Raw genomic sequence first — 24,290 nt, 5'->3', positions numbered from 1 at the left:
TCATTTTACTGTTGAACCGAAAAATCAAAATACAACACCATATGTAGCGCCCTAATCGGTTCTTTCTCGAAATCATAATACACATGCTTCATTCCCATCGGACCGGTCGTTTCTGGCTTTTGGGTTTTCGTTCCAATAGCGGATATTCCATTCATAAACGAAACATCTCCGTTCGGGAATGTAGGCTCCATATTTTTCCAATCGGTGTCTTTCTGTTCCTTCGGTGTGTATAAGCGTAAGAAAACATCTTCCCTATCCGTAAAAACCTTAAATGTTTGCTCTTTGGTGAAAAAGGTTGTCCAGTACATCTTCGCATGATATCCTTTAAATTCCGGATACTGAAACGGCAGTTCCCCTGTAGCCACATCGTTATAATCCTTTTTCCATACGCCGAATTGATTCCCTTTCATTCGATTCTTCCATACCCGATAAGGCCCCATACCCATGTATTCCACGCCCTTTATTTGATCTTCTGGCAAGTCAAAATTAAGCCCTACAAACCGTGTGAAGTACGCTTCTGGAAAATACTGTACATGCATCTTTAATTGGCCGGACGGGTATATTTCCCATTTCAACGTATTGTAATGCTCTTTTTTATCGAAAGCAGAAGCAATTACAACGGTATCTCCCCGTTTCGTTAATGCAAACTGTCCATAATTATTTACCGCTTCCTGTAATACAGGACCATTCGAGAATGGAATTATACCTTTACTATTTTTCACCTGTTCCAAGAGTCCGGTTGTTCGGTTGATCTGGTAGGTAATACCATTGGCTGTTACCACGAAGGCCGTTGCGGTTTCATCGACTTCCAATGCAGCACCATCCTGCTTTGCAAATCGCTCCGCGATCTTTTCTGGTCTGCTTATTGGAAAGCTCCACGTAAAAATTTCTAGGCCATGCGCATCTTTGGCGGTAATGTACAATGCATCGTAATCGAACCAATCGGTTGGAAAATCAATCTTCAAGATGCCCTTATCATGTGGTTTGATATGTGGAGCTACGATGATTCCGGTTTTGTGCTCTTTCTGTTCGCCATAATGACCAAGCTTTTTGAGCGTGTAAGCGAAGCTGCATTGGTCCATATTGGTAAACGAATATCTGTTTTCGATGTTAAAAGCCCCATTAAAATCCATCGTCATCTCTCTTTTTTCGAAGAATATTGGGCTCCAAACCTCTTTTATGGTAAAGAAGCTACCCTCCTTCTCATAATACGGTCCGACAATGCCATCCGCCCCATGGTTGCCATCGGTATCTATACTATCTTGCTTATCCCTACGAACCAGTCCCTGGTCCTGAAAATCCCATAGAAAACCTCCTGCCGACAACGGATTTTGCCACATCGCGTGCCAATAATCTTCAATACCGGCGCCATGTCCACCATCAAACATCCCATGAAGAAACTCGGTAGGCATGAGGATGTTGTGTCCATGATCATAGGTACCAATACCATAGTTGTATTCGCGATAATGGGTCGTTTCGAAGCCACCGTATACTGCCCAGGGATAAATCAACGGACGCTTTTGGATATCTTCTTCGAAAAAAATAGCATCTAATTCAGAATTGTGTCCTCCCTCGTTTCCATTCGCCCAAAAAATAACCGAAGGATTGTTCTCAGACACCACCATCATTTCTTTCAGCAACTTTGACCCTACCTGCGTATCATAATGTCCGTGCCATCCTGCCAATTCGTTCATGACATAAAGACCTAAAGAATCACAGGCTTCCAAAAAATGATTATCTGGCGGATAGTGGGCCATACGAACGGCATTCATATTCATCTCTTTCATCAGCTTCACATCGTGAATACTGAGGTCTTTGCTTGTTGTTCTTCCGGATTCCGGATGAAAGGAGTGTCGGTTTACCCCTTTAAACTTTATTTTTACGCCGTTGATGTACACACCATCCCGTTCTTTAACCTCTACGGTACGAAACCCAAACTTTTGGTTGATCTGATGAAGGATTTTGCCCTTTTTAAGTAGTGCAATCTCAGCCCGATATACGTTTGGAAATTCAGCCGACCATAAACCGGGATGCTCGAAATTTGCATTAAGCCAAGTTTGGGAGGCTCCCACACGCTCGACAATAGGCGCACCAAAGGTATTGCCTTTACTATCGTAGAGTTGCACACGTATTTCATCCGCGCTCCCGTTATTTGCTACCTTGGCACGAAAGCTACCATCTGCTTTGGCGTCCACGGATACCCGCGCAATATGGTCTACAGGAAGCGCTTCTAGATACACCGGTCTAAAAATGCCTCCAAAAATCCAATAATCTGCCTCCCGTTCTGCAGCATTTACCGATTTATTTGCAGAGTGCTTGGAAACCTTTACCTCTAATGTATTCGATTTTCCATAATTCACTAACTCGGAAATATCATACTTAAAGACATAAAAAGAGCCTTGATGAACTTCGCCAGCCAACTTCCCGTTTACTTTCACTTCCGTATCGGTCATCGATCCCTCGAACACGATATTTATTTTTTTACCCTTCCACGATTTATCCAAGCTGAAAGTATGCTTGTATAGTCCCTCTTCCTTGCCCTTATTTTCTTCCTTATTAAATCCGTAGTTGTACTTCCCAAAACCATGCTGTTCCCAATTGGAGGGCACAGGTATCTTGGTCCACGCGCCGGATTGACTCCCTTCGGTGACATAAAAATCCCATAAAATCGCACTATCTTTCCCTTTCCCCGACAAATACTGGGTTTCGGTTTGCTGCGCAACGACATCTAGCCCTATGCAAGCAGACAAGAATACAGATAACACTATTTTTAAGTTTAACTTCATGCTATTTAAACTATTTTATTTAGTACATCACAAAAAACGCAGATCGCCACGTCGTGCCGCCTCGCGATGACGCGTTTTTTATTATTTTTATATCTAAACGGTTGCTCACACCAACCTCATTTACTTTAATCTTTCTGCTTTAAAAGACGGAATCCGATATATTGCTTCAACTGTTGCTTTGCCCGGATCAGTTACGTCATAATCCTGATCTGTCGGCGTATCGGCATCGGGAAACCGTCTAACATCCCCTGTTCGGAAAGAAACCTTACTGATCTCATCAACCGGTTGAAAAAATAGCCGCGTACCCTTATCCATTCCATTGATAGCAACTGTATAAGAGCGTGTGGCTACATCCAGTGTAAGCACAAAGTGGTAAGACTTACCCAATTCATAGGTTTGAATAGTAGAATTTCGATAGCCTGCCTTATTTTTTATGGTGCCATCTGCATCAAAGATAATCCGGGTTGCGGCCATGCCCTTTGCATCCGTAAACTCAATGTGGAGCACCCCGTTATCAGATTGCTCCGGAACGACGGTAAATTCTACTTTCGCTTTCTTCGCAGATGCGATAATCCGATCTGCTTTGGCATAATCATACGCATCCCTATCTCTTAATACCAGCGCATTCTTTTCAGTACTTACGCTAGCCCAAAGAGGACTGTATATGTTCCAGCTATGCAGTACTTCTGTCGGATTTTTTCCAAAATCATCGTCTACAGGACCTGCTATTTCAGATTTGATCGGTACGGAAACTTTAGCCACCCACATGTCTTCCTTATTCATGCTATAGGTAAGCCACATATTGCCATCTGGTGCACGACCATTTCCTTCTAAGATTCCACGAACGTACTGCGGTCCATAGGATTTATAGTTACCTCCGTAACGCATTGGAGGTATTTCACCATTTATTAAAAGCAAATCACGATAGGTTAACCCATCATCGCTTGTGGAAAGGGCCAACGGCCATCTAAATTCCGAGGGATTGTAGACCGTCGCAAACCGCCCATCCGACATACGCTGTCCCCATATCTTGGCATTGCTGTTTACGAATCCAGGCGCCCTAAGTGGTGTGTATGCCCAGTTTTTCCCGCCATCGCTGCTTACCGAAGTCAGGGCATGCTTCCATAAGCCTACAACCCGGCCATCGTTTAAGTGATAATAGTTGAACGCTTTAATTGGTCTAGGATACGGTACCAATGGGTCATTACGATCCGCCTCTTCCACCCACTGTTGCATCATTAATGGACTTGCCATTAGCTCATTACATGCTTCGACAAAAGCCTTGTCCTTACTCTTTGTATAAAATGGATACGTTGCCTGTTTCTGGTTAAAAGAGGAGTTAAAACGGATGAAATATATGGCTCCAAAGCTACCATCCTTTTTAATTTCCCGTACCACTCGTCCTATTCCATTCCCATCGTTGGGGTCATCCTTTGCATCCAGTGCAACACCATAATACCCGATGGTCAACAGTTTACCATTCTTGGCACTGTAAAAACCCATACGCTGGTGCATAATGGCATACAGGTCTTTCCCGGCCTTGTCGGTACGATCCGGTTTTGTAAAACCTTCGGGTACGAGATACGGCGGGAAAAGTTCAACCGGGTCCGACCAGTGGTAACCATCCTTCGAAGTTTGCAATAGCGACTTCCCTTCAGCGATATGCTCGCCGATCGGATTACTTAAATACTGTACATAGTAGGTGTCATTCCAGTACGCCAAAAATGGCTGATGGTTATACGTGAACCCGTGTCCACCAGCTAATTGCGGAAACTCCCGATTAGCCCTGAAAATCTGAATATTGTGCGTACCCACCGCCGGTGTCAGTTGACCATGGTGATAATCCACATTCGAAAGCGTCGATCCGATATATTTTACGGTATCCTGCGCAGATGCTTGCTGCACGAGTCCCAAAACAGCTATGCCTAATATCGTTGATTTTATCTTCATTCTTTTATTGCTTATTCGCAGATATGCAAATCTGCGAATCCGCGTATTTGCTAATCAGCTTATCTTTGTCTTTATCTATTTAATAACCTTTTCAAATCCCTTTTTGACGCTTTAAAGATAGTACCATGCTTGTGACCTTCGGGAACAGAAATCCGTGCGTTCGCCTTCTCAAAAGTCTTAAAATCTTTGGTGGCGACGGCTTCGTAGCGCTTACTTCCATACGAGTCAAAATAAATCAGCCATTCATCCTTGATCTTTACCACCGTTGGTCCTTCTGTCAAATAATCCGAAAAGGGATCAGACACATTGGTAAACGGTCCTAAGGGATTATCGGCAAAGGCAACTTTCAAATTTCGGTTGGGCCGGGTATTATCTTTCAACACCAACACATAATCTTCTTTATCCTTCTTGACAATCACCGCATCAATAATACTAAAACCCGGATCAGCAAAGAGCTTGGTTTCGGTGAATGTTTTAAAGTCTTTGGTACTTGTATAATACATTCGTTGGTTGTTGTCTTCGGGTTCTATACCTCGAGGAAAGCGACCTGGAATAGTCGACGCCCAAATGATGATAAAGCGATCTTCATCCTCCTCATAAAACAGTTCGGGAGCCCATACATTAACCGTTGTGGGTTCATGTTCCATAACAGGAATAATTTGTTTATTCTCCCAGTGCATGAGATCCTTCGAACTGGCGTAGCCAATCCCCCTGTCTCCCTTCCATGCAATTGTCCAGACCAAATGGTAGACTCCTTGTTTATCCCGTACCATAGAGGGATCGCGCATAATTTTCTGCGAACCGAGTTCAGGCTTCAAATAGATCCCATCGATCGCATTCCAATTATACCCGTCTTTGCTGTAAAGGTACCGCAGTCCTTCATTAGCAGGCTCATGGAAAGACGTAAACATATATACGTCCTTTTGACAAGACGTCAGCCAGGCCATGATGAAAAACAAAAGTATAGTACGGATTAATCCCATTTAATTTTTACTTTCTAAAATCAGCACCCAGTCGTTACCCTCTTTCTGTCCGCCTTCTGGCTGGAAGGTCCCTACACCTGTATTTGCAAACTCCCCTAAAGATGTCGTTTCGCCACTTCTCGGATTAAACCAAGAGGCTGTCACCTTATCCCCCTTTATCCTACCCATGTTGATCTTCATTTCTCTACCATTATAGTTATAGATGTAGGCATAATTATCTGTCCGGGTACCGACTAAGCGGTTATACTGCTCACCATTTTCGGCAATAAGCGATTGATCGGGTACACGCTCGAAATAATTTTCACGTGAAAGCATCAGCTTTTTCAAATAGTGCATCTGTTGGGCTCCGGGTGCGTCAATCGCCTCAGTCCACAATTCTGTTGAGCCATAAGCCGTTGTTGTATCCACCTTCGAATGCATCTGCATCACCGAATTCTGTCCATAGGTATACCCAAACGCCCCTGCAAATACCGACCAGTAACCATATCGACGTACATCGGCATCGTTCCAACGTGGCTCGTTAATATCGTGAAGTCCTTGCGGTATTCCCTCATAGGAAGGCTCTCCATCTATAGATGGTTTTACAGGCGATAGATTCCAGTCGACCGCCATGAATTTCCAATTGTCTTCTCCATAATGCTTTACTTCATTGCTGGAAGTATCCTGATCATATCTTCTATGTCCAGATTGCACCATGTTAAAATCTAACCAAGATTCGTTATGAAACCAATCCGAAGAAGCTGTTCTTCCCCTAGGATGGTAAGTCATCAGATGACGCTTGTCAATGGATTTAATGGTTTTTCCGATTTCCTGCCAAACTTCAACGGAATCTGAACCTTTGATATCCCCGCCATTCAACCAGATAATATTGGCTCTATCTTTCCATCGTTCCGCTAGAAAAGCAGCATACTTTCCAGCTTGTGCTGTAGACACTTTTCCATCCTTGACAGGAGATCCCCAAACTGGCACCAGTGCCATATAGATGCCTTTCTCAGCCGCTTTGTCGATAATAAAATCGATGTGATCCCAATAGTCGTATTCCAGTTCATTTTCGGGATCGTCACCTTCTGTCACCAAAGGTTGCGCAATATCTCCGTGAACCATGGAAGAGTCTCCATACACGTTTACAGAAGGGACGGTATGCAGCACCATCGCCTGAATCACATTAAACCCTTTTTGTTGCCTATCTTCCAAATAGTGCTCCGCTTCGGAGCGGTTAAGCTTATTGAACAGTAACCATCCGGTATCGCCCAACCAGAAAAATGGCTTTCCATCTTCCGTCGTGAGGTAGCGTCCGTTTTCAGAAACTTTCAAAAGTTGCACAGATTCAGCTTTTTGCTGTGATGTACAGGAAAACAATGCTCCTGCCAAAAGAAAAGGTAGTAATAATGTATTTCGAATAGCTTTCATAGGCATGATCTTATTTTTTACTTATCCAAAGGATATATCCGCTGGCGTTATATTTTTTCGAAAGAGCTTTCTTATCTATATTCAGACGTTCCTCTCCCACAATCTTTCCACTTTTTGGATCCACAAAACGTACGGTATACGTTCCACGAAAATCGGGTAGATAGGTTTTCAGTTGATCAACTTCAGGCTGATAAACGATCGCATCATCCTTCCCTTTCAGTATCCACGTATCTTGCACAGATTCTGCCTTCATCGTGGCCGCTGCGCGGTAAAATGCCCCATCACCTACTGCAGGCAAATTTGCCATCGAACCACCGGCCATAAACACAGCCCAGGCCATTTCGGGGTAATTATTGCCATGATACGTCACAGCTTTTTCCGGGTATTTGTTGCGGTATTCCGAAACGGCACGATAAACCTGTTGGGCAGAAGTTTTCTTACCAAAGCCATGCTGTCTTGGCGCTAGGTTTTTACCCCCTTCGGGCGCATGAGGCGAACCGTCGCCCTGATAGTGCCAATAGCGGATGTCAATAACCTGAACGACAGCTGCACGTTTCGGATCCGCCAAAATTGCATCTTGTACATCCTTTGTCGTGCTCAACGCAACAATCGGATTCTTACCCGTTTCCACCTTCCACTCGTTGATAACATCAATCCAAAACTGTGTAAAGTGAAGCGGCCCCGTATATTCTGCACTGATCAGCTGGATAACGCTGCTGTTGTCTTTAAAATTATCTAAACACTGGCGGATGTAAGCGCGATGCAATGCCCGACGTGTAGGATGGCTTATATCATAAAACTGCTCAGCCATAAAGAGCCGTTTGTCGCCCGCATAAGGCACGGGTTCAGGAAAGCCTACCTCATTGATATTATTGGCAGTTCGCCATGGGAAGTCGGTATAATGTGCGCCTGCTTCCAGAATATTGTGTTGGAAATAATTTTGGTGAAGTAATATCAAACCATGCTGATCGGCTAGATCGGCAAACTCTTTTAAGCGGTTCCAGTAGAATTTGTTATACTGGGTTAAATCGTATTTAGAGAGGCCATCGTACGCTAAGCCTTTACCTGTACGGGCAAAAGGAAGTTCATAAAACGGGGGCCATACCTCGCCATCCATACGGCGAACACGCTCGTGATCATCCCGGCGGCGATCGTACCAAAGACCATAATTGTGATCTATGCTTAATACCTGATCGGCTTTCATCGTTTCCGCCACTTCTTCTAAGTCGTCAGTTAAACCGAGACCTATTTCTCCGGGCACAAAACGAGTGATATGCGGTTTTGCCTTTTCTACACTATGCGGCTTTGCCGTGCTGCTCCACCACTGGATATCTGTCTTTTTTCCGACAAGCACCTGGCGGTTACGTTGCAACCAACCATTTTCTACTGTCATGAATCCAGGCGCGGCTTTCGTCATCGGTTCATTGTACCCGATCTGGTCTATCGTGCGCACGCCCCTAGACGCCGTTTGCAACGGCTTACGCGTATTGGCCTCCCGGATAAGATCGATCAATTGTGGATTAAGTTGGTAAGCTTGTTTTGTGAGTTCCATAGCCACACTGATAGACGGTCTACTAGAAGCTTCTGTCAATATTGGCAAAAGGATAGTTCTCTCTACAGCAGTTTGACCAATTCTATCTTTGAGCTGTGCATAATACAAACTTCTAGGTTTAACATGTTCGTTGGACTGTTCCCAGTGGCCATCGCCCTGAAATTGCGCCCATACGCCGAATGCCCAATTTTGCGCAGTTGGCGGCTGATAACATTCTACCAGAGCAGCAGAGATCTGCCAGAAAACCGAATTAGCGGCAGCCCATCCGGCACCTTGACCATCTTGTCCTCTGTTCTTATAGCTCAATGCCTGTGCATCGATATCCATTCCATCAAATAAAATCCCGGATGCCCAGCTATCGATCGCACCACTGAAACTATAGGGCGTTACGGCCTGACATTGCACGAAGGCATTTGGGCCTGCTGCTAAGAAGCCAACGGCAAAATCGTGGTATCCCTTTTCCGAATAAAGTCTTTGAAACAACGTCTGTTGCCCTTTTGTATAAAACGTATATCTTCGTTGGCCACCTATTTCCGAGATAGGATCCAGCGAAATACAATCTTCTACGGTAACCTGCTTTGCCGACGCCAGCACGTAGACTGCTGAACCGGCAAAATGCTTAAACTGCATGCGTCGTACCCAAGCATTGGCGGCATTTTCTATCGTGATGGCCATCCAACGGTGGTCTTCATCCTTTACATTTGCTGTATTATAGGTCGATTGCAGCAGCATATTCTCTATGCCAACATGTTCGATCCGTCCAGCCCAGCTATATTTTTCTACTGTAGCACCGCCATATTGCTGATCCAAAGCGGTCGTGATCGGTACATCGAATTCAACGGTGTTACCCTGTACCGATACCACATTTCTATCCCAGGTAATATCCAGTCTGCCCGGCTTCCAGCCCAAGGAGGTAATTCCACCACCGAAATGATCTGTACCTAAAGCCTTAATCCACTCCTCCGTCGATGGTCTCGTGATGCGTACTTTATCTCCGGCTTTAAAAAGCGCCGCTTGATCTACCGTCATTTTACGGGCATTTACGGGCACATAAGAGGATGTCACATTTGCTTTGGCTTCAATCTTTTGATCGTCATTTCCTACGATACGGATTAAGGTTGCTCTACTTTCGCCAGTTCCTAGTAATATCGTACCCGTTTTATCGAAACCGGAGCCTCGTACTACTACGCCCGAAGCATATAATTTGAGCGAGCCCGCAACTCGGTATTCACCGGGTTCTAACAGAACTGCCCCCCGCAATCCGTTCTCCTCAAGCGGTAAAGCAGACACATAATCAATAGCCGCCTGGATACGACGGGTTGCATCACCAGATTGTACTGGGACGACAATTTTAACCTCCGCCTCAGGAATACCCGTATTTCCACTTTGATACCCCGCATAGGAAAAATCAGGAATCTGATTGCCTAAGGAATCCGCAAGGTAAGTAAGCCTATTATCGGCCGACAGGGTAAGTGGGCTTGTTGACTGTTGGCTATATCCTACAAAAGAATAGCCTACCACAAAAGCAAGCGACAACACTAATCTCCTACAGAGAACCGGACTATATTTAAAAACAATATCCAAAATAATATACGTTTACAACAAGGCTTATAAATCTATAAATAAAGGCATTACAATTAGCATTATGTTACTCTTCTATAAACAGAAAAACTAATCTCTGTGCCACTTCCTCTATTACAAACATAACGAAATACGCGCTTATTAGTTTATAGCATTTTCTCCAGCTATTATACCATTTTATCTTTTGGATTGAGGTATAGCTATACATGACACAGGCCCTCACATAGTATGGAGAGCCTGTTTTCACTATTAACCAAACAACAAGTACGAGAGATGTCCCTCTTCCTATTTATTCTTATTTAGGGGTCAATCCATTCAGATAGATCTCAATATTGGCATAACCCGAATTCGTAATTTTAGCTGAATCTGAAGGATCATTTGGATTTAATCCCATTTTCTGTTCCACCTCATCCGGAATACCATCCTTATCCGAATCTTTATACGGCTTGCCTTTATAAGCTGGATAGCCTCCCACTTGGGATATATCTGTTATAATACCGATCTTATAAGAGTCTTTAGCCAATCTTCTGTGTTCAAAATCCTTCTCAGGTAAGGTAACATTTTTTAACGGTGTCGGTTTACCATCGCGTACTTCCTTCACGATCCGCGTATCTACAGGGTCACGCTTTGGTAACGTAGCACCCGCGTTTTCCAACACATAACCATAAGCGTCTTGAGCACTCATCACATTAAATTCTGCATGAGGGAAAGGCTTATTGACTTTCATCGCGGCAAAGTATGGCGTAGCTTCTTCAAAGCTCATTTCATTGCCCGCTTTGTTTTCAATTTGAACCCCACCGTTCCAGTTGTCTGCCGTTACTTTTTCGTTTCCGTCGATTATATTGCCGCTTACATAAGCACGGCCAAATACAACATACGGTAATTTACTTCTTCCCGATTCAGGCTTCAGGATACGATAGCTGATTGGCTTTCCTTCCGGTGTTGCTGGTCCGGGTTTAAAGTAGTTATTGAAAATATTGTAATTTGCCGTATAATCTCCGCCATCTATAGCTCGGTGCACCCAGTTATAGATTACATTGTTTGAAAAATTAAAAATACCATTCCAACCAATAGAGGGATTTCTAGCGGCATTATTTGCCCATAGATTCCGCATGAATGTACAGTTCTCGCCACCTAATGTACTTCCAAAGGCGTGGTTCCAGGTGTCTAGCGCTTCCGAGAATATCGAGTTTTGTATCGTGATATTGACCGTACCTAACTTCACTTCTTGCTTCCCTGTACTATCATTATACATGTGGCGGTACATTGACATGTTTTCGTCCAAACCCCAACTTGCAGACACATGGTCGATCATGATATTTCCGACAGGATTTCCACCTATGGCATCATCTCTTCTCCCGACAAACGTTTCACCTCTTCTGAATCGCATGTGACGAATAAGCACATCATGGGTGTCGATCCAAACGGATTCGCCGGCTACGCAAACACCATCTCCAGGAGCAGATTGTCCTGCAATGGTAATGTAAGGTGCACGTATGATAAGGGGTGTTTTCAGACGAATAATTCCCGCCACATTGAAAACAATAATTCGTGGACCACCTTGTTCACAAGCATCACGTAATGTACCCGGGCCATTATCGTCTAGACTAGTGACGACATATACCTTTCCTCCGCGGCCTCCAAACGTAAATTTACCTCCCCCTTCTGCGCCAGGAAAAGCAGCTATTTCCGCCTGGGGAAGATCTGTTGGTCGCCCAGCCCAGGGAATATAGGGTTTGCCCTGTTTTGCATATTCTTCAATAATGGGTAAAGCTTTTGCCCAAGCTTCGTCCGACTGTTGTCTTGCCCTCGTCATCATCTCTTCAGATGCTTTTTTTACATCTTCAGGAATTTTGGGATATTGCGCATGCGCTTCATGCTGTGCGCATATTCCACAGATCATGAGCATTAATGGAAATATTGTCCTTCTCATCTTTTTATCACTTAATCTAAATCAAAATTATTACTTGCGCTTTTCTTGCGCTATCCTCACTTTATAATTGCGATTCAAATTAACGTACTTTTAGCACGTTAATCGTAGCTATTGTTATCATTTTATTCTATGATATTAGCAGTCATCTACTCATTCGCGAGAATATGCACTTGTCTACTCATACGGTGACCATCACTGTCGGACACGGTAAATTCAAAAGAACACAGACCTTCCTTGTTAGGCGTGAACGTAACGATGCTGTCCTTCACGGTAGCTGTACCATTTACGCTTTTAGCGACTGTATAAACCGGTTTCGACTCAAAACCACTCGAAAGTTCTTCCACATCAATTATTACATGCTTGCCGTTTACCGCGTTATAGTGCGGCTGCGCCATCCATTGCAGGTAATGATCTAGATTGGTAAAACCGTCTCTGTCGAAGTCGGCATTGGCATCGGAAAAATCACCCGATGGCGAATGGATGTTGAGACCATGAATCTTTTCCCACCAATCCGGGAGCCCATCGCGATCGCTATCCCATTTTTCGTCCCGCTCTGTCGTAGGGTAATCTTCGTACCCCCCAGCATCCTTCTCGTGATCCGGAAAGCCTGGTTTCCCGGTCACGCTTCCTTTCACCGAAAATGTACCGGCCAATGTTTCGTCGATCATGCGCTGATCATGGGTATCAAAGTAAGGTTGTGTCGCTCCGACATCGGATAAGACCATTTTGTAGGCGTGCTTAGCAGATTGTGTGGTAACGGGCGCATCAAAGAATGGTGTATCCACAAACGTTTCGTATGTTTTGGTGGCGCCATTGCTGTAGGTTGCCTTCCTGCCCTTTTCTTGCGACTTCTCGTCGAATACGCCCGGGACTACATTTCCCGCAAAATAAACCCTTTGGGTACCTAGCCCGATGTTTTCGTGTTGTTGGTTGTATATTTCAGGCAAGCGTTTGGTACCTGCGCCGGGCTTATAGTAGTTATTGATAAAATTTACTTCATGCGCGCCTCCATCTGTTGCTCTACTACCCCAGTTGTATACCACATTATTACGGATATCCAATAAGCCCGTCATATAGTTATTGCCGTCGAGCCCACCCCCTAAACTCCAGTTACGCCCGTAACAATGTGCCAGCAGGTTGTGATGAAAGCTTCCTTTACTACCGCTGATAGTAGCCGCATAACCATGCTCTTTGCCAGCTGGATAGTTTTTATGTCCGGCAGCATTCAGTGCTTCGGATATCAATGTACGCTGTAAGGTTATGTTTTTTGCACCGCGTGAGCTAAATGATTCATCTATTGTCCAGCTAATCGAGCAGTGGTCCATGATGGAATAGTTTCCATTCATCCCCATACCGTCGGCCGTAGGGCCAGCACCTAAGCGCAATCGTATAAACCTCACTACCGCATCGCTCGCCCCGATACCAAATGGAGCCGAACGGATAAGGATGCCTTTACCCGGAGCCGTCTGCCCGGCAACCGTCACATAGCGGTCGCTCAGCACTAACCTTGACTTCAGCTCGATCACCCCACCGACGTTAAATACAATGGTACGCGGACCGATGTCGTTGGTAACCGCCTCTCGCAAACTTCCGGGACCACTATCATTGAGGTTGTCGACGTAGACGACCTGGCCTCCACGGCCGCCACGGGCCCAGCGGCCAAAACCTTCTGCTCCTTCAAAAGCCAACTGTGCCGTTCTAAATCGCCACACCTCGCCTTTATGCATCTCACCTTCGTTAACCACCTCATCTATCCGCCAGTAGTAGGTATCCATACTGTAGAGATTGTTGATTGCATAGGTTGTATCGGCCTTAGGCTGGTTTCCTTTAAACAAGGGCGAATTCCGGTCAGCCGATGCTACAGCCAGGGAATCCTTACCAAAATAAATATCATGCGATTGCGCGCCTTTGGCGGATTCCCATCTCAGCGTATGTCCGCCGCCAACAGGTACATCCACATGTTCGTTTCCATTTACCGGTTCGATGGCTCTGGCTAAATCGGCGACATCCGCTGCATTCAGATAGAAGCCGTTAATGATCACATTTTTTATCGGTTGTGCGCCAGATTCTACTGCCCGAAAGGATATTACCACATCTTCATTCTTCTTTACATCCAATACCAGTCTTGCAGAAGCAATGTCCTCGATCCGTTCCAAGCGAACCGTTGGAAGTAGCCCGGATACTTTTTGAACATTATTCACATAGATATCAATGGGACAGGCCTCTTCTGCTTCTAGGTTATCGGTCATATTATGAAAAGTCTGCAAGCTGTGCTGTCCTTTTGGCAATCCCTTAATAATAAGATCTATTACCGCACCTTCGGCGAAATTGCCTCCACCTACCATAACGCCATCGTTTGTAAATCTCGCATCAAACAGTCCTTTCTGTACAGAGGCTTTATAATAGGTTGGACTAAGCTGCTCTCCTCGCTTTCCCTTTTTCACGCTAAAGTTCAGTCCGTTTACGGTAACTTCATCAGCGAGCGGTTTGCTGACCGTCCAATGGATATGGCTTGAATTACCATGGTCGTATTCGACCTCTTGAGGCGAGCGGCCATTCATATTAAAATCTATCCTTACAGAAGGGGCTTTACCTTGCCCTCGCGCAGTTTCCATCAGGCAGGCTTGTATCAGAATTGCAACGGCTACATAAAAAATCTTCTTCATTTTCATCTCTATACTAATTCAAAATAACGGAACTCACTCCTAAATCTTCGACAATATGTAAATTGGATAGACCCTCGATACGTATTGCTTAAAATTTTCCACATCAACAGTAAACGAAAGTTGAGTATGCTAAAAGTCGTGAGCAATCCAGATTTATAACTGGGGTAAGTTAGCAAGAATCAGTATACCAATACTAGCTTCAATTAGCATATTGTTGTAGGATATTAAATGCCTTAGAAATCGCCTATATAAAAAAGCATCCCGCTAGCGAACTAGCAGGATGCAATACAAACTATGATAAACCCAGATTATTTTAATTTTGAATTTTTGTCGTAATACTTAGATATTCGTTACCAGCTGCATCCTGCGTATTCTGCTTAATAAACAACACGCCGTATTTACCTTCAGGTGTTAAGAAATAGAACATACAATCAGCTTTTATGGCCTGATCATATTGCTTAAAGCTTGTTTGCCTTTTATCTATCGAATATTTTTTAGCCTCTTCCTCTATTCTACTAGCCGAAATTAACGTATTATTAAAAGCTGCAGAAGTACCGCTTACTAACATATCGCTAAATAAGGTTTGGCGCTTTTCCCAACCGGAGATATCAAACTCCGGATGAGGATTTGGTTCTGTACTTATAGAATAAATATTATATACCGTTCGTCCGAAATTACCTGTAGTAGAATCGATTTCGGTACGAATTCCAAAATCAATATCTGCAGAATTTGCTAATCCTTCGGCATAGGTATATGCCTTTCCCTGTCGAATAGAATAGAAAGTAGGTAATTCCAGTTTATCTAAATCGGGACTATATACCTTTCTATCCGGTAGTATGGTATAACTAGGTGCACCTTCCACTGTTACTGACTTGTAGCCATCTCCCATATATACATTCAGTTCATCCAGTGCATAGATTCGGAAGGTAGCTTTACCGTCTCTATTTATCTTGTAGCGAATTCTGCCGCTGTAGGACCTTCTCTCACTGTCTTTCAGATCAAATGTTCGCAGTCCTTTTGCTCCTGTACCAAGTGTGCTATCTACCACCAATTTCATCATATCCTTGTTGGCCGAAGTAATGGTAAAACTGATATGTACACTATCGCCATCATTGTACCGCTTATAATCGGTAACCGCATACGGACTATCGTCGTGAAAAGTGATATTTACATCCTCAAACATGTTAAAAATATTTTCCGACTTCTTACTACAGGATCCCAACGTGGCAATCGTGAGTACAATAAGCAAAGTCAATAATTTTCGTGTTATCATCTCTATTGATTTAATTTTCTTGACCATCGTATTAATTATCTAAAGGATCAAATGTTCCGCCGGCCCAACCAATAGTCGGGTAAATATCTACCCCTCTCCACACATAGTCATTATGAAAAGTATAGAAATTATGGTACTCCGGAATATTCATTGCACCAAATCCAGTTTTCTGTTGTTGAATCGACATTCTAAAATACTTTTCATAATCTTCTTTATCCTCCACATTAATTTCATCCCGATCGCCGCCATTCAAATCATCAGCTTTCACACCATCCTTCAATTCAATCCGTATGGTCTCCAAAGATTCGCCAGACAGCAGGTGCCATCTGCGCGTCCGACGTAGATCGGAATTACGTTTATTTTCAAATGCAAACTCTATCATACGCTCATTTAAAATAAGATCACGCATTTCTGCTATACTAGCTACTGAACCTAAACCATAGTCATTGGCTCCGGCTTCTATACCGGCACGCTGTCTAATGGTGCGCACCATGTTTTTCGCCGTTCCCATATCGCCAGTCTCGTTCGCACAGTCCGCATAGTTTAACATGACCTCCGCCAAACGCATCTCAATCCAATCCATACCGCTCCCTCCCACGTCATTAGTTACAGCCACATTTCCTGCAGGCAAGCTAGGTGTAGTAAACTTTTTGGTATACACCCCCCAATTAGCGTCCTCGGCTATTCCATCGACTGTAGCGCCGACATAGGTCCATTGTATCCTACTTTCACCTTTACCGCTTAGCGGGTAAGAACTCCCGTTGTAAGCAAAAGTAGCCGTAAAGCGCGGGTCGCGATTTTGCCAGAACATAACCGCATCGTAATCATAATTGCCCGCTTGATTGATACGATTGCCATCCTTCATCGGATAGGCCTGCAGTAACTTCCACGTAGCTCTATAAGCCCGATTTGGCGATCCACGTTCTGACACCGGACGGTTACTACGTTCCTCGTTATGTCCTCTCTTTGGTAATGAAGAAGAATAAGACCTCGAAATAATGGTCTCGCTATTAGCTCGACCTTTTGTTTGCCAGATTTTTCCATATTCAGGCATCAAACTACGTCCTTTTGCAATACACAGATCATATGCAGCCTTATTTGCTTCTAGCGCTTCATCCCATCTTGATGCGTCATACGGATGCTTTGGATCATTAACGGGGTTAAACTGTGGACTTGCCCAGTATAACAATGCTTTTGCTTTCAATGATGCAGCAGCCTCTTGGGTGATCCGTCCCCAGTCATCGCCTGAGTAGGTCACGCCTTCGAGATAGTCGACTGCTTTAGTCAAATCATCGATGATCACCTCGAAACACGCCCGTGCACTAGCCCGTCCTTTTGCTTCTAAATTTTGTGGATCCTGCGGTTCCAAAACCAAAGTTGTTCCACCATATACTTTAACTAACTCCAGGTAGACCATAGCACGCATTGCGTGGTATTGACCTAAAAATCGACGTTTTGCCTCATCGCTAATCGTACTTTCCGGAATAAATTTAATCGCATTGTTACAACGTGCAATATCAAAGTAACGATTGCTACCATAATTCAATGTGTATAAATTTCCGACATAAAATACATCGTGATTGTGCAGCGCTTCCCCGTTGATTCCCAATGCCCTAGCAGCGTGTCCTTCCTCGGACGCAAAATAGTTTTCGTCACTCGCTAGATGTATATCCCAGCGATTGGGAATAACTTGATGCGGCCATTTCGGAATGATCAATTCATATGTTTTATTCAAATGAAAGTCTATTGAACCTTCTGAACCCCAGACCACTTCGGAGCCTAACCCATTACGGTCCTCCAGTAGGAAAAATTTATCGTCGTTACAGGCCGTGAGCATACCTGAAAATAACAAGATGCCGAACCCTCTTTTTAATATTGCCTTTATATTCGCTTTCATCACTATTTCATTTATAAATTAGCACTTAAACCTACGGATATCGTCCGAACCGTTGGATAATTATATGCGTTATTCGTATACGGATCTTTGTATGTAAATGGATTTACCAAGGTCCATAGGTTGTTACCCGTCAATAGTATACTTGTATTTGATAAACCTACCCGCTTTGAAACTGCTGCCGGAAGGGCATACTTCAGGGTCATGTTATTGATCCGTATCGTTGTTGCATTCAATGCCCAAAAATCGGAGTTTGTACCTATAAGAGGATCATCCGAGCGCGGAAAAGTTCCTTCCATTGGATTTTCCGGTGTCCAACGGTCTTTCCAAAAAGCCATCACATTGCGTGTCGTTGTCGGAGCAGATCTAGAATTACCATCAATAAATACCTTACCTCCAAATCTACCGTAAATATTGGTACTCAAACTCAAGGCTTTGTAGCCCAAGTTAAGTGTAATACCGGTAGAAAAAAACGAATTCGTCCGATCAAACAAGTATGTCTGATCCAATGTGTTGACCACACCGTCGCCATTGGTATCCTCATACATCAACCATCCCGGCTGAGGTATTTCTCCACCGATACGGTAGTTTGGATTTTCAGCCAGAAAAGCATCTACCTGATCTTGGGTACGGAACATCCCCAACACCTTATAGCCCACATTGCCGCTGTTGTAGGTACGTGGATCTGTACCGAATTGATTCCCTAACCATTTGCTGTCCGAAAGGTCGGTTTCCAGAAAATTAGCTGTCGGATAAATCATCTGTGTCACAATAGAATTTCCCCAGCCAAAGTTCATACTTGCACCAATTTTAAAATCAGTACCGATCCGGGTATTGTAACCTATAGAAAACTCCGAGCCCCAATTGTACGCCTCTCTATAATTGACAGGAGGCGCAATTATGCCTGAGTACAATGGGTTGGCATTGTTTGTTCCCTGATCAAATCCGTCAAAAATTTTATTCTGGAAAAACTCTGCGCTAACGTTTAGTTTATTATTTAACATCGTAGACTCAATACCAACGTTTATGGTACGCTTCTTTTCCCAGGTTATGGATGGGTTTGGATATGCTGTTGGATTAAGTCCAACACCATATTTGTCACCATCAAAAAGATAGCCATTGTCACTATCGATTTGGTATCGATCTTGCCATAACCTCTCATCTACACGATCATCTCCCGCGATACCAACATTTGCTTTTAGCTTCAAAAAATTAATAAAAGGTACGTTATCCTTAAAGAAGTCTTCCTGACTCACAACCCAACCCAAACCTATACTTGGAGACAGTCCCCATCGCTCGCCTGTCGCAAAATTGGAAGAAGCATCCAAACGAGAAACAATTTGTAACAAATACTTTTTATCAAAATCATATCCAAACCGACCGAAAAAAGACCGCTTTGTAGTTTCCGTAATTGTCCGAACCGTACGTTGGGTATTGATATCAAACGCCCAATGCTCATCAGATCCAGCTATAAGCTGATTGATATAGCGAGATGACAATGCTTCACCATATGCCATGGTTTGTTCTCCACCTACGACTGCATCAACACTATGTTTCCCAAAGGTATTAGCGTAAGACAAGGTCAGAAAACCCTGAGAACTGTTCAACCGGGATATTGACGTCAGTAAGCTAGCGCTTTCTGCTGGCACCACGTCATCAGAGGGATTCGAGGCGACTAATTGTGTAGCATAAAACTGTTTATTATTGCCCATGGATACAAAATTATAAAGCATATAGGGTGCTGTATATTGTGTATTGTTATTACTATTTCCTCCTGTCGACACTTGCAGTTTGGCTGTAAATCCCTTCAGAAATTTAGGCTCATAAGATAAACTCGCATTCACACGGTATCCCTGTAAATTTCGCTCGTCGTAATAGCCCGAGTTTATCAAACCTAACGGATTACGTGTTCCTGTACGTACGAAGTTGACCGGTAAACCATTAATCTCCATAGGTATCCAATCCGGTGTGGAAAGCAGGGTTTCAAAAAAAGTCTGATCGGTATCGTTACCTAATCCATTTTTACTATTCCGTATGCGGTTATCGATATTGAAATTAACATCCGCCTTTAAACCGTCGATGATCGTCGCCTGTAAGCCGCTACGCAGGGTATACTTATCCTGTTTAGTACCCGCATAGTTGCCATTTTCATTTTGGTAACCCCCGCCTACAAAAAACGTCACTTTTTCTGATCCTCCAGAGATGCTTAAATTATGTCTCTGTGTCAAGGAAGCCTGCCACAATTGATCGTACCAACTGTCAACATTCAATCCTTTGAGGTAATCCAAGTCTTGATTACTAAAATACTTTTCTGCAGGTTCATTATTCATCCTGTACCCTTCATTCAACATTACACCCAGCTCATAGGCTGACAGCATATCAGGTTTCCTAGCAGCATCCGTAATCCCTGCATAGCCGTTGTACGAAATACTCGGCTTCCCAGCCTTACCACGTTTAGTAGTGACCAAAATAACGCCTTTTGCACCAGCGGCACCATATATGGCCGCGGACGCATCTTTTAACACGGTGATATTTTCTACCATGGAAGCATCCAAGTTGTCAAAGACCTCACTCTCTACAGTTATACCATCGATTATATAAAGTGGTTCGCTTGTAGAACCAATGGACTGACCTGCTGCACTAGTCGTCGAATTACGCACATTTAACGTAACTCTTGCACCCGGACGGCCTGAAGCTTCCGATACACCAAGACCAGCGATGCGGTTACGTAATGCTGCCGCAATATTTGGAGCCGGGATATCCATCAACTCTTCACCTTTAATGGTAGCAACAGAACCAACAATTTCTGAGCGTCGTTGTGTACCATAACCGGTAACCACAATTTCATCCATTGCGTTGTCGGATTCTTCCAATGTAATCGTGACATTCTGCTGTCCGGCCATGTCTACTTCTTTGACATTATAGCCTACATAGCTTACGACGACAATAGAGTTTCCCTGAGGTAAATTAATTCGAAAAACTCCATCCTGGTCGGTTTTTACACCAGTTTTCGTTCCTTTTACAAGTACCGTCGCGCCAACGACAGGTTGGCCCTTTTCATCGACCACCTTACCCGTCACATTAACTAATTTCTCCATGTTTATCGGCGCCGGGACTCGGCCTTCTACGGCACTCACCTCTACCAATGGAGCGGCGAGTAGACAGGCCAGCAGCACATTTCGTGTTCCCCGTAAGAAAGCCAGGGGCATATCAGCACGACTCTTCATATCTCTTATTTTAAGTTTATTCATTCTAAAAATAGGTTTCATTTTCCTCTCGGTTTAGGGTCTCCAACGCGGATCACCCACGGTAAATAAAGTTTCCTCGATAATTGTCAGATTACTATTTGTGAAATTGGTCTTGTCTGGTGCTGCAAAAACTTGTTCCGAAGACAACGAAGAACGTATAATACCTGCTGCTGGCAACCCCTGAGTCGCCGACGTGCCCCAAGTTGCATCAGAAGTAGCGAAGCTACTCGTTCCGGAAACCGAAGCCGGAGTCCGACTATTAAACGAACGCCCACCTCCCGTATAGCCAAATAATGTATTGTTGGCGGTAAAGCTGCCAATCGTACTTCCTGTTCGTGCCATATCGAGAACATATCTATTATCGTTTGGTGCCTGAAAGAAGGTCGAACTCTCTATCGTCATAGCATTCAAATGATTAACTACAGAACTATTGTATCTAACAATCCACTGCGCATTAATAAATGTAGAGTTTGTCAACTCGACATTGTCAACACGGGCATCCACATGGTCGACCGCTAACACACCATACCCCCCGATATTCTGCACAATACTATTATTAACGACATATTTACTTATAGTTTTTACGCCAGGATCTTTCATGCGCAATACACCTCGCTGATCGGAGATAATGCAAGCCTCAAATTCAATTCGGTTTATCGAGGAAGCAGCAGAAAGGTTAAAGACATAGGAACCTCCAATATTTCCAGTAATTTTCACATCCTCAAATTTGATAAGTTCCACCGGACTTGGCGCATCCACATCAAACGAGGAAGACATGATAATTTGTGCTTGTTCTCCAAATCCTGGCTCAGACGTTATAGTTACACCCCGGTTCAGTTTGAATGTTTCCGTAATTGTATACGCCATTCCGCGCTTCAGTGCAATGGTACTACCGTCAGGCACTGTATTCAAGGTGTTTTGCAGAATTTGCGGATCGGAGCTCCCTCTTAGGTCAATATATCCCGCCTCCTCTACGGTTGGCTTGGTAGTGAACGTCAGTTCTCCCAAGGAGCGATCATCATGGCGGAAAAGCCGGGCGACATAACCTGTGTTCGAGGTAAGCCCATCCAATTGCATGGTAATCAATTCGTCATTGGACACGTTGAATTCTCGGGAATCGGTTCCGTCTTCTTTTTCCACCACCATTTTTGTCAGTTCGCCATGTCTTCCAAAGTTCAGCACTACCGCTTCATGCGATAATTTCCAAACCTTAATTGGCGTAAACAGGTCGATAGGTTTCAGTTGAAAACTTGGTGTGCGTCTCCACTCCGAAAAGCCTGTACCTGTGTTGGAGACAGTCCTTACGCGAGCAAAATACTTCTGCAATGGTGTGATCTCCTCATCACCAAGGAATAAAGAAGTAGAATCAGTTTCAAAATCGAAAACATTCTGACTTACATCACTAAAGGTAGAATCCGTGGAGACTTGAACCGCATACGACACCATTGCTTGACGACTATTACCTTCCCAAGCTGCTACACCATGATCCCATGTTAGCGTCAGCGACGTATCCGCATGCGCGATGGCAATACCGCTTGTCATCTGCGTCAAACTTACTGGCGGATATACCGTTTCCTTGTTACAAGCGTTAATGGCAGCGATAACGAAAACGAATAACAACGTTCGATAAAATAGCCTCAATGGATTAATCTTTTGAAATTTCATCATGATTAGGTTATTTAATTAATTTACTACTTATAGATTTTTATTTATTATCGTCTAGTCATAGGGCATACGAATATGCCTTTAAAAAAGACAAGCTCTTATTTTGAACGTGATAATAAATAGGTTTATAAACATGTTCTATTTACGCCCGATAGGTTAGCCTTAGAGCGTAAGATTACTAAAATTGATGCTTAATTTAATAAGCGAGATTCTTTGTCTAGAGTGTACTCTCTTTATTGCGAATCCTTTCCTGCCATTTCTTTCCTTCCTCGTTCAAATCGTACCCCTCCTTAGATAGGTAATTATTAATTCTTCCCTTGTATTTACCAAACACGGCATGCTTCTCTTTGGATCCCGGCTCGGCCATCGCCAAATCGCGTGCCTCAGTCAAGTTCGTTAGTACAAATTTCTTTTGTTCAACCGTTAAACTCGGAATCATCTCCTGAAAAGCCACATAGGTCTTCGGCAATACACCGTAGGTCATTCCATCTTTGATCGCCTCCACTTGCTCGTCTGTCAATAGCTTAGACAAGCTCGACACATACTTCGCATTCAATTTTTGAAGTTTCTTGGCTTCAGTCTTCTCGATCCGCGCAATTTTATTTTTTTGCGTCTCCTTATCAGCCTTAAATTTCTCTTTCAGCGCCTGTGTTTTCTTTTGCTCTGCTTCGTGATGGGTATTGATCATATCGTATTGATTTACCACAAGGGTGCGTACCTTATAGTACTGCACACTATCTTGGATACCCAATGTCGCCACGATCTTATCCGCACGTTCCGTAATTACTTTTAGATACTCCTGCCGGTTATCCTGAGCCGATGCCGTATTAAAAGCTATGACAAAAAAAAGAAAATAAAATGTCTGTAATCCCCTCATCTTTCTATTAATTAACTTTCTTCCTAAACTTGATCTTAGTAAAACTGTTTATCTGATTTATAACCATAGCACAACTTATCGCAGTGCTTACTTATAATTGATTAATTCAAAGTAACGTATTCTTTACGTTAGAATACTATGCTTGATTATCCATTTACTATACAATCTTATCACATCAAATAAAACCCTATATTTCGGTACAGCCTACCTAACAACGATTTAGCTAATCCGAAAACTTTTCCTTTTTAAAATATTGCATTGATTCGGTATTTTTATTGCATTTATTTTCACAAAATAAGGGCATAAATAGTAAGATTGTATGGATCGCATCTATATCCTGCTGCGATTATTTCGCGAGCACTGAACGCATTTTCTCCTAAGGTGACGAAGAGAGGCCTTCTGTAATATTTGGAAGATAGTATAATTTATAAACAATCATTTCCCCGTACAGGTCGTTGGTTTCCCCGTACAG

12 protein-coding genes are annotated in these 24,290 nt (G+C 43.5%); all 12 read right to left on the bottom strand.

Going from position 1 to position 24,290, the window contains the following annotated elements; genetic code table 11:
* Positions 1 to 5 precede the first annotated feature (5 nt).
* Positions 6 to 2,786: a glycoside hydrolase family 2 protein gene (locus tag FAZ19_RS01305; RefSeq protein WP_136818796.1), complete on the bottom strand. Its 2,781-nt coding sequence runs from the start codon at positions 2,784 to 2,786 to the stop codon at positions 6 to 8.
* Between the two features lie 120 nt (positions 2,787 to 2,906).
* Positions 2,907 to 4,736 (bottom strand): exo-alpha-sialidase, encoded by a 1,830-nt coding sequence (locus FAZ19_RS01300; RefSeq protein WP_136818795.1) that lies wholly within the window; start codon positions 4,734 to 4,736, stop codon positions 2,907 to 2,909.
* A gap of 71 nt (positions 4,737 to 4,807) precedes the next feature.
* The gene (locus FAZ19_RS01295) at positions 4,808 to 5,719 is read right to left on the bottom strand and encodes a glycoside hydrolase family 43 protein (protein ID WP_136818794.1); all 912 of its coding nucleotides are present in this window, start codon (positions 5,717 to 5,719) and stop codon (positions 4,808 to 4,810) included.
* Entirely contained in the window at positions 5,720 to 7,129 is a 1,410-nt protein-coding gene (locus FAZ19_RS01290) for a glycoside hydrolase family 140 protein (RefSeq protein WP_136818793.1), read from the bottom strand. It abuts the gene before it with no gap.
* Between the two features lie 10 nt (positions 7,130 to 7,139).
* The gene (locus FAZ19_RS01285) at positions 7,140 to 10,265 is read right to left on the bottom strand and encodes a DUF6298 domain-containing protein (protein ID WP_136818792.1); all 3,126 of its coding nucleotides are present in this window, start codon (positions 10,263 to 10,265) and stop codon (positions 7,140 to 7,142) included.
* 292 nt (positions 10,266 to 10,557) lie between these two features.
* Positions 10,558 to 12,195, bottom strand: coding sequence for a pectate lyase family protein (locus FAZ19_RS01280; RefSeq protein ID WP_229707321.1), 1,638 nt, complete (start codon positions 12,193 to 12,195; stop codon positions 10,558 to 10,560).
* A 146-nt stretch (positions 12,196 to 12,341) separates the two neighbouring features.
* Positions 12,342 to 14,861 (bottom strand): glycosyltransferase family protein, encoded by a 2,520-nt coding sequence (locus FAZ19_RS01275; protein ID WP_136818791.1) that lies wholly within the window; start codon positions 14,859 to 14,861, stop codon positions 12,342 to 12,344.
* A 313-nt stretch (positions 14,862 to 15,174) separates the two neighbouring features.
* On the bottom strand, positions 15,175 to 16,134 hold the full coding sequence (locus FAZ19_RS01270) for a hypothetical protein (RefSeq protein WP_136818790.1): 960 nt from the start codon (positions 16,132 to 16,134) through the stop codon (positions 15,175 to 15,177).
* Positions 16,135 to 16,165: 31 nt separating this feature from the next.
* Positions 16,166 to 18,031, bottom strand: coding sequence for a RagB/SusD family nutrient uptake outer membrane protein (locus FAZ19_RS01265; protein ID WP_136818789.1), 1,866 nt, complete (start codon positions 18,029 to 18,031; stop codon positions 16,166 to 16,168).
* An 11-nt stretch (positions 18,032 to 18,042) separates the two neighbouring features.
* Positions 18,043 to 21,255, bottom strand: a complete 3,213-nt coding sequence (locus tag FAZ19_RS01260; protein WP_169305532.1) for a SusC/RagA family TonB-linked outer membrane protein — start codon at positions 21,253 to 21,255, stop codon at positions 18,043 to 18,045.
* A gap of 54 nt (positions 21,256 to 21,309) precedes the next feature.
* Positions 21,310 to 22,944, bottom strand: a complete 1,635-nt coding sequence (locus FAZ19_RS01255) for a DUF4957 domain-containing protein (protein WP_136818787.1) — start codon at positions 22,942 to 22,944, stop codon at positions 21,310 to 21,312.
* A 214-nt stretch (positions 22,945 to 23,158) separates the two neighbouring features.
* Complete coding sequence (locus FAZ19_RS01250; protein WP_136818786.1) at positions 23,159 to 23,818, bottom strand: DUF3826 domain-containing protein; 660 nt, start codon at positions 23,816 to 23,818, stop codon at positions 23,159 to 23,161.
* Positions 23,819 to 24,290 lie beyond the last annotated feature (472 nt).

Origin of the sequence: Sphingobacterium alkalisoli (genome assembly GCF_005049105.1) — a bacterium.
GTDB classification, from domain to species: Bacteria; Bacteroidota; Bacteroidia; order Sphingobacteriales; family Sphingobacteriaceae; genus Sphingobacterium; species Sphingobacterium alkalisoli.
The sequence above is the reverse complement of the archived record's forward strand: the minus strand, read 5'-3'. Positions and strand labels throughout refer to the sequence as shown.